The organism is Segatella copri (assembly GCF_002224675.1).
Taxonomy (GTDB): domain Bacteria; phylum Bacteroidota; class Bacteroidia; order Bacteroidales; family Bacteroidaceae; genus Prevotella; species Prevotella copri_U.
The window spans coordinates 1-15095 of the sequence record NZ_NMPZ01000025.1; the positions used below are offsets into that span (position 1 = coordinate 1).

Genomic DNA, 15095 nt, shown 5'->3' on the forward strand with positions numbered 1-15095 from the left:
CGGAGCCGCTTACCGAAAAATCTGTGTAAATCTATGAAATCTGTGGGACATAAAAAAAGTGGTTTCAGCCCCCCAACCGAACAGGGCGAGCTTCCGTTTCAATTCCGTGCGCAATCCGAAGGTGAAGAGTGGTGAAGAGTGGTGAAGAGTGGTGAAGAGTGGTACGTAACTCTTCACCTCTCGCAACCCCAGTGTTTATCGGGGTTTCAGCCGATTTGGTGAAGAGTGAAGAGTAAAAAGAAGAGTGGTGCTTTTATAAAAAAAACTCCCGACGTATCGTTTTGTGCCTGGCAATGGCAGATTATTGCCCTGGTAAGGGGCAATGTTGTGCCATAGTGAGGCAATAATCGCTACAAGCTGCTTTACGCATCGTCAGTACTATCATCGTGCCTTGTAAGTGCTATCATTGTTGCATCGGTTTAACGTAAGAAGTCTTCGGAGTAACCTTTACTTGTTGTCAGAAGGATTAATGGTATAAGCCGGAGAAGCCTATATCTTCAGCCGCACAACAGGTGTTGTGCGCTTGCATATCAGCTGTTATGCGCTCGCCCAACACCTGTTGTGCAAGCGGAAATCAGCTGATGGGAGATAAGTTGTTGGATATAAGTTCTGTGTATGTATATGAACGAGCCGTAAACGGCAAAGCCTATTCTGAGAAAGTGATCTTAAAATAAAACAGAAAGTAGAGGCAAAAACAATGCCGGGCCATCTTTTTCAAGATGCACCCGGCATTTTTTCTTTCATCCGATAGCAAATTCAAAAAAATATCCGTATCTTTGCAGCAGTTTTTAAATACAAAGAAAAATGAAAAAAGCAATATTCTCTTTGCTCCTCATGACAGCATCTGTTATCGGAGCCAGCGCTCAGGGCAGCGCAACAACTGCCCAGAACCCACAGGATGTGGATGTACTCTATGCCAAGAATCTCCTGGCTGCAGGAACTGAGGCCCCAGCCTTCCCTGCTCTCAAGAAGGGAACATGGACGGTATTGGATTTCTGGGCTACCTGGTGTCCTGATTGCCGTAGAGAGATTCCTACCGTCAAGGAGATGTTCCAAAAGTACGGCACCCGTGCCAAGTTCATCGGTGTATCCATGGATACCGACAAGCAGAAGCTCGACAACTACACCCAGGCAAACGGTGTGGAATGGGAGCAGTACAGCGAGTTCAAGAAGTGGAAGGAAACCCAGATTTCCAAGGATTACAAGATTTCCTGGCTTCCTACCATGTATCTCATCAACCCGGAGGGCAAGGTAGTTTATACCACCGTACTCGCTGAGCGTATGGCAAAGAAACTGGCAGAAATCTTCCCAGAGAAGTAAGAAAGAAAAATGGCAACCGAATTATTTCCGGTTGCCATTTTTCTTGAGATAGCATAGCAAAACGCTATTTCTTCCTCAAACTTTCGCGGTATTTCAATGGCGACATGTGGAGATGCTCCCTCACATACTTGCCAAAGAAAGATGTGTTGGAGAAACCAAGAATGCCTGAAATCTCCTTGATGGTCTTCGAGGTGGAACGGAGGAGATAAGTGATGTCGGCAAGCGTATATTCCGTAATCCACTCTATCGCCGTCTTGCCCGAATGGCGCTTGCAGATGATGGAGAGATACTTCGGGGTGATGCAGAGCTTGCGGGCGAAATTCTCCACCGGCTGATGCTTCACCTCCGCCTGCTGCAACAGCTCCAGAAACTGATCGAAAAGTTCGCTAGAACTGGAATTCAGCTCCTCCTTCGGCATATCCTCCAGCAGCATGTTGCTCACCGCCAGGAGCGCACTCTTCAAGAGCGTCTCCACAATCTCTCGGCGATAAGGCTTCCACGAAGTGCGCTCGCAGAACGACGGATCCAGGCACAGACGCACCAGATCGGTGAACTTGGCATAGAATACCATATCCACCTCGTTCATCTTCAGCACAGACACCTTGCTCACATACATCGCCCGATTCCATACCGAAATATGAGAACGAAGGATATTCAGCATGCCGTGATTGCTCACACACATCGCCGTGCACGCAAAATCGCCCGACACTTCCACGATGTCGAGTGTAGAGTTGGGAGGACAGATAAAGATATCGCCCTTCTCTACCAAGAGGATATTGCCATTATACTCTACTTTCAGACTGCCACGCAAGCAGGATGCTATCATGTTCATCTGCAATCTCACGGGGTCTGGATTCTGCAACACCTTGACATTGTCTATGATCAGGATGTCTTCGTCGAGATAACTGGCAGAAATCTCTGCGCTCTGTGCAAATTCGCCTTCCTCTACGCGCTGTTTAAAATCCTTCAGTTCCTGTTTTGCCATAATTCTTATTTTATATCCACTCCGGAAACCATGGTTTCTAGAATGCCTCACGATACTTATTCTCGTCCTTATCCTCGAGCATAGAAAGATAGCTCTGATAGCGGCTGGCAGCAATATAATGCTCCTCCACAGCCTTGATGACGGCACAGCCCGGTTCGTGGGTGTGGGTACAGTCGGAGAACTTGCAGTTCTGCGAAAACTTGAAAATTTCCTTGAAATAGCTGGTGAGTTCCTCCTTCTCGATATCAAAGGTACCGAAGCCCTTGATGCCCGGAGTATCAATGAGATAGCCCCCTTCCGGCAGTTCCAGCATCTCGCTGAAGGTGGTGGTATGCATACCGCTGTTATGCGCCTCGCTGATTTCGGCGGTGCGCTGTCCGGCATCCGGAATGAGCTGGTTGATGAGGGTTGACTTGCCTACGCCACTGTTGCCGCTGAGCAGCGACTTCTTGTCTCGGATGAGCGGACGCAACTCATCTACGCCCTCACCGGTAGCAGCCGAAATCTCTACACACTGGTAACCAATGGTCTCATAGAGGGTGCGCATCATTTTCTCGTAGCGCAGCTCTTCTTCGGTTAGAAGGTCGCACTTGTTGAACACGATGATGACGGGCACTCTGTATGCCTCGGCTCCAGCCAGGAATCGGTCGATGAAGGTGGTGGAAGTCTCAGGGTAATTCACGGTAACCACAAGCAGCGCCTGATCGAGATTAGCCGCAAGGATGTGACTCTGCTTGCTGAGGTTGGGTGATTTACGGATGATATAGTTCTGGCGGTCTTCGATGGAAGAGATGAACGCCGTGCCCTCCTGGTTGGTGATGAGCTGCACATAGTCGCCCACAGCCACAGGATTGGTGCTGCGGATGCCCTTCAATCGGAAATTGCCCTTGATTTTGCTTTCAATCAGCTGGCCATCGTCAGTCTTGACGGTGTACCAGCTGCCTGTATTCTTAATAACGAGTCCTCTCATTATCACATATTAATAATGTAAGTCTGATAAACATGACGTCTTTCTAGACAGTCATGATTTCCTTTTCCTTCTCGTCCATCAAACCTTCGAGCTGCTTGATGTACTTGTCGTGAAGCTTCTGCAAATCATTCTCTGCATCCTTCTCCAAGTCCTCTGAAAGACCATCCTTGATAGCCTTCTTCAGCTTCTCCTTGATTTCCTGACGCACGTTGCGAACCTCAATCTTGGCACGCTCCGCAATCTTGTTGCACTGCTTAACCAGCTCCTTACGGCGCTCACCAGTAGGCTGAGGGATTCCGAGGCGTACGATTTCACCGTTGTTCTCTGGTGTAATACCCACGCCACTGTCCATGATAGCCTTCTCGATATCCTTGATAGCCTTCTTGTCCCAAGGGCGGATGGCGATAGTGCGGGCATCTGGAGTGGTTACGGTAGCCACCTGGTTCAATGGAACCATGCTGCCATAGCTGTTAACACGCACGCCGTCGAGGATAGCCACGTTGGCGCGACCAGCACGAATATGAGAGAGCTCTTCTGCGAGATACATTGCAGCCATCTCCATACGCTCTGCTGCAGAATTCAAAGTTTCTTTTACGTCGATCATAGTCTGTATATATTTTTTTGTTTATTATTTTATTAATTCCAATCGTTTCAGTTCTTCGCCCACATAGTTGGTGAGTTCCACAAACTGCTGGATGCTGAGCTGCTCAGGGCGCTTGGTCATGATGTCGGTGGTGTAGAAATCCTCACGTGGGGTTACACCCGGGAACATCTGCTTGAGGCTTACTCGGAGCATCTTGCGGCGCTGGTTGAACACGGTCTTCACCAGTCGCTTGAAGAGTTTCTCATCACATCCCAGATCGGTCACCTTGTTACGGGTCATGCGGATGACGGCACTCTTCACCTTTGGCGGTGGATTGAACACGCCCTCATCTACGGTGAAGAGATACTCCACATCATACCATGCCTGGATGAGTACGCTGAGGATACCATACGCCTTGTTGCCCGGCTCGGAAGCCATGCGCAAAGCCACCTCTCGCTGAATCATACCCGTGCAGCAAGGAATGAGATCCTTGTAATCGAGCATCTTGAAGAAGATCTGCGAAGAGATATCGTATGGATAGTTGCCCGTGAGCACGAACTGCTTTCCATCGAATATCTGGTTGAGATCCATCCTCAGGAAATCCTCTCCGATAATGTTATCCTTCAGTGTCGGGAAATTCTCGTGGAGATATGCTACCGACTCAGAATCGATTTCCACCGCCTTTACCGGGCGAGGCTTCTCTACGAGATATTGGGTAAGAACGCCCATACCCGGTCCAATTTCAAGAACAGGTATATCAGGGCAGGCATCCACCGTGTCGGCGATGCGCTTGGCTATGTTGAGGTCAGTAAGGAAGTGCTGACCTAGATTTTTCTTTGGCTTTACAGCTTTCATACGTTCTATACGATATTGATATATTTATTTTGCAAAAATACGATTATTTTTCGAGAAATCACCCCTTGAATGCTTTTTTTTCATCTTTTATATAAAAAAGAGGAAATAAAAAGGAGTCTAACCGTTTATTTATGCTAAAAATATGCGAAAGTAGTGCCATATAAGCGATAAAAGTGTTACCTTTGCAGCTATGATGGAAAAGAAAAAGATAGCAAACAATATTTGGCAGGTGGCACTCTCCTTGTTTCTGGGCGGTGCCATCCTCTATTGGATGTATCGCGGATTCGATTTCAAGCAGGTGGAGGAGGTACTGCTCCACAAGATGAGCTGGACCTGGATGCTGCTGTCGTTCCCCTTCGGTATCTCGGCACAGCTCTTCAGAGGATGGAGATGGAAGCAGGCGCTGGAGCCCATCGGCGAAAAGTCGCGCAGCAGCGTAAGCATCAACTCCATATTCCTCTCGTATGCCCTGAGCCTCGTCATCCCCCGCTCGGGTGAATTTGCAAGATGTGCCGTACTGAAGAGATGGGACGGCGTTTCGTTTCCGAAAGCACTGGGTACCGTGGTGACCGAGAGAGCCATCGACTCGCTGCTCGTACTACTTATCACAGGACTGGTGTTCCTGATGCAGATTCCCGTCTTCCTGAACTTCTTCGACAAGACGGGCACGAGTATGGACAGCATCCTGGGCAACTTCACAGCCACAGGATACCTGGTTACCACCATCTGCGGCATCGCCGTACTCTTCCTGGCTCACATACTGCTCAAGAAACTGTCTATATATAATAAGGTGAAAGCTACGCTGAACGGACTCTGGCAGGGAGTAATCTCGCTGAAGGGCGTGAGAAACGTACCGCTCTACATCGCCTTCACCCTGGGCATCTGGCTGAGCTACTTCCTGCACTACTATCTCACCTTCCAGTGCTTTGAATCTACGAGCCATCTCAATCTGATGTGCGGACTGGTGACCTTCATCGTGGGAAGCATAGCTGTAATCGTACCTACACCCAATGGAGCGGGTCCATGGCATTTCGCAGTGAAGACAATGCTTATCCTCTATGGCATCCAGCAGAACGACGCCCTCTACTTCGTGCTCATCGTTCACTCCGTACAGACCCTGCTCGTCATCCTGCTGGGCATCTACGGATGGATAGCACTGGCGTTTACAAAGAAGCTTCAAATTCAGAAATAAGCGATGTTTTCGAACACAGGAACAAGAAGCATAACATTCAAAAACAAATAGAACATTAACAATTTAAATAAAGATATTATGGCTGACATTAAGAATCTTAGTCCAGTGGAAATCTGGCGTAATTTCGACAAGTTGACACAAGTTCCACGTCCATCAGGACATTTGGAGAAAATTCAGGCTTATTTGCTCGACTGGGCAAAGGAAGCTGGCGTAGAGGCTTTCCAGGATGCTGCCGGAAACATCGTGATGCGCAAACCTGCTACTCCAGGCATGGAGAACAGAAAGGGTGTTATCATGCAGGCACACATGGATATGGTGCCTCAGAAGGCTCCTGAAAGCAACCACGACTTCGAGAACGATCCAATCGAGACCATCATTGACGGAGACTGGGTACGTGCCAATAAGACTACTCTGGGTAGCGACGACGGCCTGGGTGTAGCTACCATCATGGCTGTGATGGAGGCTAAGGACCTGCAGCACGGACCAGTAGAGGGTCTGATCACTGCAGATGAGGAGACAGGCATGTTTGGTGCCAACGGTCTTCCTGAGGGCGAGTTGAACGGTGACATTCTCCTGAACCTCGATACTGAGGTATGGGGCGAGTTCGTAATCGGCAGCGCCGGCGGTATCGACATTACAGCAACACTCGACTATAAAGAGGTAGAGACAGACAAGGAAGATGCAGCCGTGAAGGTTACCTTGAAGGGACTGAAGGGCGGTCACTCCGGCATCGAGATCAACGAAGGCAGAGCCAACGCCAACAAGTGCATGGTTCGCTTCGTACGCGAGGCCATCTCTGAGCTTGACGCACGTCTGGCTTCATGGCAGGGCGGCAACATGCGCAATGCCATCCCATTCCAGGCACAGGTAGTCCTCACCCTGCCAAAGGAGAACGTAGAAGCACTGAACGACATGGTAGCCGACTGGAAGGACGAGATCTGCGATGAGTTCAACGGCATTGAAAACATCGAGAACATTGAATTCTTCACCGAGAACGTAGAGACTCCAGCTACAGAGGTTCCTGCAGAGATTCAGGACAACCTGGTAGATGCCATCTATGCCTGCCACGACGGCGTATTGCGTATGGCTCCATCTATGCCAGGCATCGTAGAGACATCTTCCAACCTCGCCATCATCGAGATTGGCGGTGGCAAGGCTGCCATCAAGATTCTGGCCCGTTCCAGCCACGAGTACTACAAGATGTATCTCGCTACCATGATGGAGAGCTGCTTCAACATGGCTGGCATGAAGGTAGAGTTCAGCGGCGCTTACGGCGGCTGGAACCCTAACCCTAAGAGCGACATTCTGGAGCATGTACTGAAGGTTTACAAGGAGCAGAACGGCAAGGACGGCGTAGTACAGGCTGTTCACGCAGGTTTGGAGTGCTCTATCATCCTGGGCAAGTATCCTCACCTCGATGTAGTTTCATTTGGCCCTACATTGCTCAGCCCTCACACAGCCAACGAGCGCTGCCAGATTAGCTGCGTAGCTCCTTTCTGGAACCTGATGAAGCAGCTCCTGGCTGAGATTCCTGCTAAATAAGAAAAAAGAAATTACAAAAAGATGAAAAAAGAAAGCCGAGAAAGAAATTTCTCGGCTTTTTTGTTCCTTTTCTCAATTAAAATCATTACCTTTGCAGGCGATTTGGCAAGAACTGTAAAACTGCGAAGAACAGAATACAGAAAAGCTTGCAGATGTTTCATTAAATAACAACCAAAATGGACGATTATCACGCGGAGAACAATAACGAATTGTAAGGCGTGGAGATTCAGCAACCGTAAGCCCACAAGAAGGGCGCAACCCAATGCTCATCTCCATACCCAAACCTTTTATTATTTGGAGATTAGCAAACAATGAAGACTTTCTGGAATATCGATAAGAATCTGACTGCACTCAATGAGTGGCAGCCAAACTGTTGGGTACAGGTAACATGTCCAACCGATGAAGACCAGCGACTGCTGGAAGAAGAATTCAAGATCCCTGATTATTTCCTTTCGGATATCAGCGATACCGATGAGCGTGCCCGCTACGAATACGACGACGGTTGGATGCTCATCATCCTCCGTATCCCTTACGTCAAGGAAATACGCAGCCGCACCCCATATACCACAGTGCCGCTAGGCATCATCCATAAGCGCGACGTAACCATTACCGTATGCTTCTACGAAACCAATATGATGATAGACTTCGTAAGCTATCAGCAGAAACGCGGCGAAGGATTCACCGACTATGTGGATATGATATTCCGACTCTTCCTCTCTTCTGCCGTATGGTATCTGAAACGACTCAAACAGATCAATTCGCTCATCGAGAAGGCCAAGAGAAATCTTGACCACGGCGTGAACAACGAGAGTCTGATAGGCCTGAGCCGCCTGCAGGACTCCCTCACCTACTTCACCACCTCTATCCGCGGCAACGAAACCCTGCTCTCTAAACTGAAGTTCAAGCTGCAGGTGGATGAGCTGGATGCTGACCTGATTGAGGACGTAAACATCGAGATGACGCAGGCTAGGGAAACCACCAGTATCTACTCCGACATTCTGGAATCTACGATGGATACCTACTCGAGCATCATCAACAACAATATGAACACCACGATGCGTACCCTCACCAGTATCAGTATCGTCATGATGTTGCCAACGCTGATTTCATCCTTGTTCGGTATGAACCTGATCAACGGCATGGAAGAGAGTCCTTACGGATTCGCCTTCGCTCTGGTGCTCTCGTTCATCGTCTCAGGCTTAAGCTGGGGCTTCCTGAGATACAAGCGACTGTTATAAATATTGGAACAATTATAGCTGGAAAATGCAGCCCTAAGGGCTTCTATTGTTATAAAAGTATAAAAAATCGAATATCTTGACTAGATATTCGATTTTTTTGTTTAAGTTTGCAGAATTAATATAATAAATATTTTTGTGGGTCGAATCGTCTGAGACGACTACCGGCCAAAGAAACTCGAATCATAAACTAAACAAAGTGACATGATGGACTCTCAAGAAAACGCTCTGTTGCAGCAGAGCACCCTGGATCCTGCCAAGAAGGCATACGCCACCAAGCAGGAAGTACTCGAAAGAGTAAAAGAAATTGCTCATAGTGCAGAAGTTCCTAACAAAGAGGAGCTTGATATGCTGAAGACAATTTTCTACAAGATTCATCTCGCAGAAAGAGATGCGCAGACAAAAGAGTATCTCGCAGCAGGTGGTGATCCTGAAAAGTATGTTCTCTTACCAGATGACACAGAAGAAGCCTTCAAGGCCGAAATGCAGATTATCAAGGAAAAGAGAGCCAAGATCTTCCTTCAGCAGGAAGAGGAAAAGCAGGAAAACCTTGCGAAGAAACTTGAGATTATCGAAAAGATCAAAGCAATGACCACTTCGCCAGAAGAGGCCAACAAATCATATCAGGAATTCAAGACCCTGCAGCAGGAATGGAAGGAAATCAAGGCTATCCCTGCCGACAAGGCAAACGAGGTATGGAAGAACTACCAGCTCTACGTGGAGCAGTTCTACGACCTTCTGAAACTCAACAACGAGGCTCGCGAATACGACTTCAAGAAAAACCTTGAGGCAAAGACCAAGCTCTGTGAGGCTGCCGAGAAGCTCGCAGAAGAGCCAGATGTAATCTCAGCCTTCCACCAGTTGCAAGACCTGCACCAGGAATACCGCGAAATCGGTCCTGTAGCAAAAGAGCTGCGCGAGGAAATCTGGACCCGCTTCAAGAACGCAAGCACCGTAATCAACAAGAAGCACCAGCAGCACTTCGAGGATCTGCGTGCCAAGGAGGAGGAGAATCTTGCCAACAAGACTGCCCTCTGCGAAAAGATTGAGGCTATCAATCTGAAGGAGAAGAAGCAGGCTTCCGATTGGGAGGATGCTACCAAGGCTATCATCGAAATTCAGGGTGAATGGAAGAAGATAGGCTTTGCTCCTCAGAAGATGAACGTGAAGATCTTCGAGCGCTTCCGAATCGCCAACGACGAATTCTTCAGCAAGAAGGCTGAATTCTTCAAGAATATCAAGAGCCAATATGCAGAGAATCTCGAGAAGAAACAGAAACTCGTGGAGAAGGCTAAGCAGTTGGCAGATAGCACTGAGTGGAAGAAGACCGGCGACAAGCTGATCCAGATGCAGAGAGAATGGAAAAACATTGGCTACGTGCCTCGCAAGCAGGGCGACCAGCTCTGGAAGGAATTCCTCGGCGCATGCAACAAGTTCTTCGATGCACGCAACAAGCTGAATGCCGGTGCACGCAGCGAGGAGCATGCCAACCTGGACAAGAAGCGTGAGATCATCGCCAAGCTCAACGAGTTGGTTGAGAACGCCGGCGAGCACCTGCAGAAGAATATGCAGGACCTCATCGCAGAGTACAACGCTGTAGGTCACGTACCATTCAAGGAGAAAGACAAGGTTTACCAGGAGTATCACGAAGTGATGGACAAGCTCTACAAGACCTTACGTTCCAACAATGCCAAGCGCCATATCCACAACTTCAAGAACAACCTCAAGAATGTTGCCGAGAAAGGTGTCAACGCATTAGACAACGAACGTGGCAGACTGCTGCGCCGCTACGATCAGCTGCGCGCTGAGATTACAACCTACGAGAACAACCTCGGCTTCCTCAATGCCGCAAGCAAGAAGGGTAATAGCCTGGTAGAGGAAATGAACCGCAAGGTAGAAAAGCTCAAAGAAGACTTAAAGCTCGTAAAAGAGAAAATCAAGGCTATTGATGCAGAGAACAAATAAAAGATTTTATTGAAATCAAATAAGAGGGTGTGCCATAAGTCCATGACACACCCTCTTTTCTTTTGAAGAACATAGTAGAATGCAAAGTTCTCCCTCAATCTCCAAAAGGTAAATATACGAAAAAAGCATCTTTCGAAATGAAAGATGCTCTCTAGTTGGGATACCCGGACTCGAACCAGGAATGACAGGACCAGAATCTGTAGTGTTACCATTACACCATATCCCAATTTTACTTTTAAGAAGAATACCTGAATGATGAAGTTGGGATACCCGGACTCGAACCAGGAATGACAGGACCAGAATCTGTAGTGTTACCATTACACCATATCCCAATATCATTGCAATCTCAAGCATATTGTTTCTCAATTGCGGGTGCAAAGGTACAACATTTTTTTGAATCACCAAAATTTTTCAGCACTTTTTTCTAAAAAATCTCAATTTTTTCTGTTTTCTATGGCTTTTTCGGGTATTTAGCGTATCTTTGTACCATAATTACATATAATAAGGTAGTAAATAAAGAAAATAAAAAAATAAAGAAAGATTAAATGAACACAGTTAAACAACTCGTAGAGACTATTAAGGAAGGAATACAGGAGAAAAAAGGTCAAGACATCGTTATCGCCGACCTCAGTGAAATGGATGGCACCATCGCCAAATATTTCATCATCTGCCAGGGTGGATCACCTACACAGGTAGAAGCCATCGCAGAATCAGTGGGCGACATGTGCCGCAAGAACCTTGGCGAAAAGCCGGTGAATGTGGCAGGTCTGGGCAACGACCAGTGGGTGGCTATGGACTTTGTGGATGTTCTCGTTCACATCTTCCTGCCAGAAGTACGCGCCTATTACGATCTGGAGCATCTCTGGGCAGACGCCAAGCTTACCCATATTCCGAATCTCGACTAATTCCCAAGAATACCGAACTTGGCAGCAGACTCTACAGATGCTTCAAGAACGGCATTAAGGAAGATGATGCACTAAAACAACGCATCAAGAGAGAAAAAAAGAGCATACATCAAATAGAAATAAACAATAACAATGGAACAAAGCAACAACTTCAATAATCCTGGCGGAGGAAAAGGTCCGAAGATGCCTAGGTTTAACATGAATTGGCTCTACACCATTATCCTCATCGCCCTCATCGCTTTGTTTTTCAGTGGCGGTGGTGATGCCTTGGGCGGAAGCGCAGCCAAGGAAGCCACCTATACCGAATTCAAACAATATGTAGATAAGGGATACGTGCTGAGCGTAGTAGCCAACAAGACGGAAAGTACTCTCAAGATATATATCAACCCGAAATATACGAGAGATGTCTATAAAATGAGTGCCCAGAGCGTAGGACCGAATCCTTACGTCAAGGTACAGTTCGGATCGATCGACGAGGTAGATCGCTACGCCAACGAAATGGTGAAGGAGAAGAAAATCCGTTCCTTCAGTTACGATAACCAGAAGAGCAATGATTTCTGGAATCTCGTAATGAGCGTTGCCCCTCTCCTCCTCTTCTTCCTCTTCATCTACTGGATGTCAGGCAGAATGGGAAGCGGTATGAGCAATATGGGCGGCGGCATCTTCAATGTAGGTAAGAGCAAGGCAAAGATGTACGAGAAGGGAAATTCCCTGGGAATCACCTTCAAGGATGTTGCCGGACAGGAAGGTGCCAAGCAGGAAGTAGAGGAAATCGTGGAATTCCTCAAGAATCCGCAGAAATATACCGATCTTGGTGGTAAGATTCCTAAGGGCGCATTGCTCGTTGGTCCTCCAGGAACCGGTAAGACTCTCCTGGCAAAGGCTGTAGCTGGCGAAGCTGGCGTACCATTCTTCTCCATGAGCGGTTCAGACTTCGTAGAGATGTTCGTCGGCGTGGGTGCATCGCGCGTCCGCGACCTCTTCCGCCAGGCAAAGGAGAAGGCTCCTTGCATCATCTTCATCGATGAGATTGATGCTGTGGGCCGTGCCCGCAGCAAGAACCCGGCAATGGGCGGAAACGACGAGCGAGAGAACACGCTCAACGCCCTGCTTACAGAGATGGACGGTTTCGGTACCAATAGTGGTGTCATCATTCTGGCAGCTACCAACCGTGTAGATATGCTCGACAGCGCCCTGCTCCGTGCCGGCCGTTTTGACCGAGAAATCCACGTAGATCTCCCAGGCTTGAACGAGCGTAAGGCAATCTTCCTGGTCCACCTCAAGCCTATCAAGATAGATGACACTGTAGACGTGGACCTCCTGGCTCGCCAGACCCCTGGCTTCTCGGGTGCTGATATTGCAAATGTATGTAACGAGGCAGCCCTCATTGCTGCCCGCCACGACAAGAAGGCGGTATGCAAGCAGGATTTCCTTGATGCCGTAGATAGAATCGTAGGCGGACTGGAGAAGAAGACCAAGGTGATGACTGCCGATGAGAAACGAAGCATCGCACTCCATGAGGCAGGCCATGCAACCATTTCCTGGTTCTGTCAGTATGCCAATCCACTCATCAAAGTTACGATCGTGCCTCGTGGTCAGGCACTCGGAGCAGCCTGGTATCTCCCTGAGGAGCGACAGATTACCACCAAGGAGCAGATGCTCGATGAGATGTGCTCGCTGATGGGTGGACGTGCAGCCGAGGAACTCTTCACCGGTCATATTTCTTCCGGTGCGATGAACGATCTGGAACGCGCGACCAAGAGTGCGTACGGAATGGTGGCTTATCTGGGTATGAGCAAGACTTTGCCAAATATCTGCTATTACAACCAGAACGAGTATTCATTCCAGCGTCCATACTCAGAGACTACAGCCCGCGAGATAGACAAGGAGGTTCTGCAGATGGTGAACGAGCAATACACCCGTGCCAAGAACATCCTGATGGAGCACAAGGAGGGTCACAACGCCCTTGCCGAGCTGCTGATTCAAAAAGAGGTGATTATGGCCGAAGACGTGGAGCACATCTTCGGCAAGCGTCCTTGGCTGAGCCGTTCTCAGGAAATCATGGAGGACGAACAGCCTAAGATTGATGATGCCGTAAAGGATATGCCTGAGGTTCAGGCAGCCATCAAGGAGCACGAAGAGGCAAAGAAAGCTTCGAAGGAGGAGGCTGAAGAGAATACTTCAGAGAAAGCTCCCGCAAAGGTTTCTGAGGATGCAGAAGAGAAGGGTTCCGAAAAGACTTCAGATGATGCTTCAGAGAAGGAGTACGAGAAAACTTCTGGAAACAAGAAAAATAACGAATAAAAAGCAAGATCATGACTGAGAAACAAAAAAATCTAGTAATTAGATCCATCACAGGCGTACTCTTCGTTGTGTGTATGGTATCTTGCTTCCTGAATCCTAGGGCGATGGTATTCCTGTTCGCCCTGATTACAGGCCTAAGCATCTGGGAGTACTGCGGACTGGTGAACCAAAAGGAAGACGTAACCGTCAACCGATTCATTACCACCGTGGCAGGAGTATATTTCTTCCTTGCCGTAGCTGGATTCCGCACAGGTATCGTGGGCAACTTCGTGGTATTCGTACCATACTTGCTCACCATCATCTACCTCTTCATCGGAGGGCTCTATACAGCCAACAAGAACGCCATCAACGACTGGGCTTACACCATGCTTTCGCAAATGTACATTGCCCTTCCATTCTCGATGATCAACGTGTTGGCATTTGAGACTTCGGCATTCGATGGTCAGATTCATTACGACATGCTCTTGCCTCTGAGCGTATTCATCTTCCTCTGGACCAATGATACGGGTGCTTATTGCAGCGGTTCGCTTTTTGGCAAGCATAAGCTGTTTCCTCGCATCAGTCCGGCGAAGAGTTGGGAAGGTAGCATCGGTGGTGGTATCTTCGTAATTATCGCAGCCATCATCATCGGTTACATTGCCAACGATGGCGAGGCTCACCGCCTCAGCATTCTCGGATGGGTAGGTTTAGGAGTAGTTGTAGCGGTTTTCGGAACCTGGGGCGATTTGGTAGAAAGTCTCTTCAAGCGCACCCTGGGAGTAAAGGATAGTGGTAATATCCTGCCGGGCCATGGCGGAATGCTCGACCGCTTCGATTCATCACTTATGGCGATTCCAGCTGCCGTGATTTATCTCTACACCCTCCAGCTTTTCGGATAGACTCCATTCTGAAAAAATACAATAAGAAAAAATCCAAGCCAGATTCATTCTAGCTTGGATTTTTTAATTTATAACGGTACCCATAGAGCAACTATTTCAATTCCTCCTGCTGCGACTCATTAAGCTGTTCTTCTGCCCTTCTGGCTCTTTCGGCTTCTTCATCTGCCAGTCTTCTAGCCTCTTCCGCCTTCCTTCTGGCTCTTTCGGCTTCTTCATCTGCCAGTCTTCTAGCCTCTTCCGCCTTCCTTCTTGCCCTTTCGGCTTCCTCTTCCGCTCTTCTTCTTGCGGCCTCAGCCTGTTGTTCCGCTTTCTTTTTTGCAGCTTCAGCTTCGGCCAGGGCTTTCAATCGGGCACGCTCGGC

The 15095-nt window shown here is 48.3% G+C and carries 12 protein-coding genes and 2 tRNA genes; 8 read left to right on the forward strand and 6 right to left on the reverse strand.

What is annotated here, in order from left to right:
- The first annotated feature begins 804 nt into the window (after positions 1-804).
- Positions 805-1320 (forward strand): TlpA family protein disulfide reductase, encoded by a 516-nt coding sequence (locus CFT61_RS13050; protein WP_089544855.1) that lies wholly within the window; start codon positions 805-807, stop codon positions 1318-1320.
- A gap of 64 nt (positions 1321-1384) precedes the next feature.
- Here the strand turns inward: CFT61_RS13050 and CFT61_RS13055 are convergent, their stop codons facing one another.
- From CFT61_RS13055 to rsmA, 4 genes are read right to left on the reverse strand one after another with little or no spacing between them, the layout of a single operon-like run.
- On the reverse strand, positions 1385-2305 hold the full coding sequence (locus CFT61_RS13055; protein WP_089544856.1) for a helix-turn-helix domain-containing protein: 921 nt from the start codon (positions 2303-2305) through the stop codon (positions 1385-1387).
- Between the two features lie 37 nt (positions 2306-2342).
- Positions 2343-3275 (reverse strand): ribosome small subunit-dependent GTPase A, encoded by a 933-nt coding sequence (gene rsgA / locus CFT61_RS13060; RefSeq protein WP_089544857.1) that lies wholly within the window; start codon positions 3273-3275, stop codon positions 2343-2345.
- 43 nt (positions 3276-3318) lie between these two features.
- Positions 3319-3879 (reverse strand): ribosome recycling factor, encoded by a 561-nt coding sequence (frr, locus tag CFT61_RS13065; protein WP_089544858.1) that lies wholly within the window; start codon positions 3877-3879, stop codon positions 3319-3321.
- A gap of 24 nt (positions 3880-3903) precedes the next feature.
- Complete coding sequence (gene rsmA / locus CFT61_RS13070) at positions 3904-4713, reverse strand: 16S rRNA (adenine(1518)-N(6)/adenine(1519)-N(6))-dimethyltransferase RsmA (protein ID WP_089544859.1); 810 nt, start codon at positions 4711-4713, stop codon at positions 3904-3906.
- Between the two features lie 193 nt (positions 4714-4906).
- Between rsmA and CFT61_RS13075 the strand changes: the two genes are divergently transcribed.
- From CFT61_RS13075 to CFT61_RS13095, 4 genes are all read left to right on the forward strand, one after another.
- Positions 4907-5905 (forward strand): lysylphosphatidylglycerol synthase transmembrane domain-containing protein, encoded by a 999-nt coding sequence (locus tag CFT61_RS13075; RefSeq protein WP_089544893.1) that lies wholly within the window; start codon positions 4907-4909, stop codon positions 5903-5905.
- A gap of 78 nt (positions 5906-5983) precedes the next feature.
- Positions 5984-7447: an aminoacyl-histidine dipeptidase gene (locus CFT61_RS13080; protein ID WP_089544860.1), complete on the forward strand. Its 1464-nt coding sequence runs from the start codon at positions 5984-5986 to the stop codon at positions 7445-7447.
- 311 nt (positions 7448-7758) lie between these two features.
- Positions 7759-8685 carry a magnesium transporter CorA family protein gene (locus tag CFT61_RS13090; protein ID WP_089544862.1) on the forward strand — a complete coding sequence of 309 codons (927 nt, stop codon included), beginning with the start codon at positions 7759-7761 and terminating at the stop codon, positions 8683-8685.
- 201 nt (positions 8686-8886) lie between these two features.
- Entirely contained in the window at positions 8887-10647 is a 1761-nt protein-coding gene (locus tag CFT61_RS13095) for a DUF349 domain-containing protein (protein ID WP_089544863.1), read from the forward strand.
- A gap of 155 nt (positions 10648-10802) precedes the next feature.
- Here the strand turns inward: CFT61_RS13095 and CFT61_RS13100 are convergent.
- Positions 10803-10873: transfer RNA gene (locus tag CFT61_RS13100), tRNA-Gln, on the reverse strand.
- Between the two features lie 35 nt (positions 10874-10908).
- Positions 10909-10979 (reverse strand) — tRNA-Gln (locus CFT61_RS13105).
- Positions 10980-11192: 213 nt separating this feature from the next.
- On the opposite strand from CFT61_RS13105, the gene rsfS reads away from it, so the two are divergent.
- From rsfS to CFT61_RS13120, 3 genes are all read left to right on the forward strand, one after another.
- Positions 11193-11552 carry a ribosome silencing factor gene (gene rsfS, locus CFT61_RS13110; protein ID WP_089544864.1) on the forward strand — a complete coding sequence of 120 codons (360 nt, stop codon included), beginning with the start codon at positions 11193-11195 and terminating at the stop codon, positions 11550-11552.
- A gap of 132 nt (positions 11553-11684) precedes the next feature.
- Positions 11685-13856, forward strand: coding sequence for an ATP-dependent zinc metalloprotease FtsH (gene ftsH, locus CFT61_RS13115; protein ID WP_254918979.1), 2172 nt, complete (start codon positions 11685-11687; stop codon positions 13854-13856).
- A gap of 11 nt (positions 13857-13867) precedes the next feature.
- Positions 13868-14734 (forward strand): phosphatidate cytidylyltransferase, encoded by an 867-nt coding sequence (locus CFT61_RS13120; RefSeq protein ID WP_089544865.1) that lies wholly within the window; start codon positions 13868-13870, stop codon positions 14732-14734.
- Positions 14735-15095 lie beyond the last annotated feature (361 nt).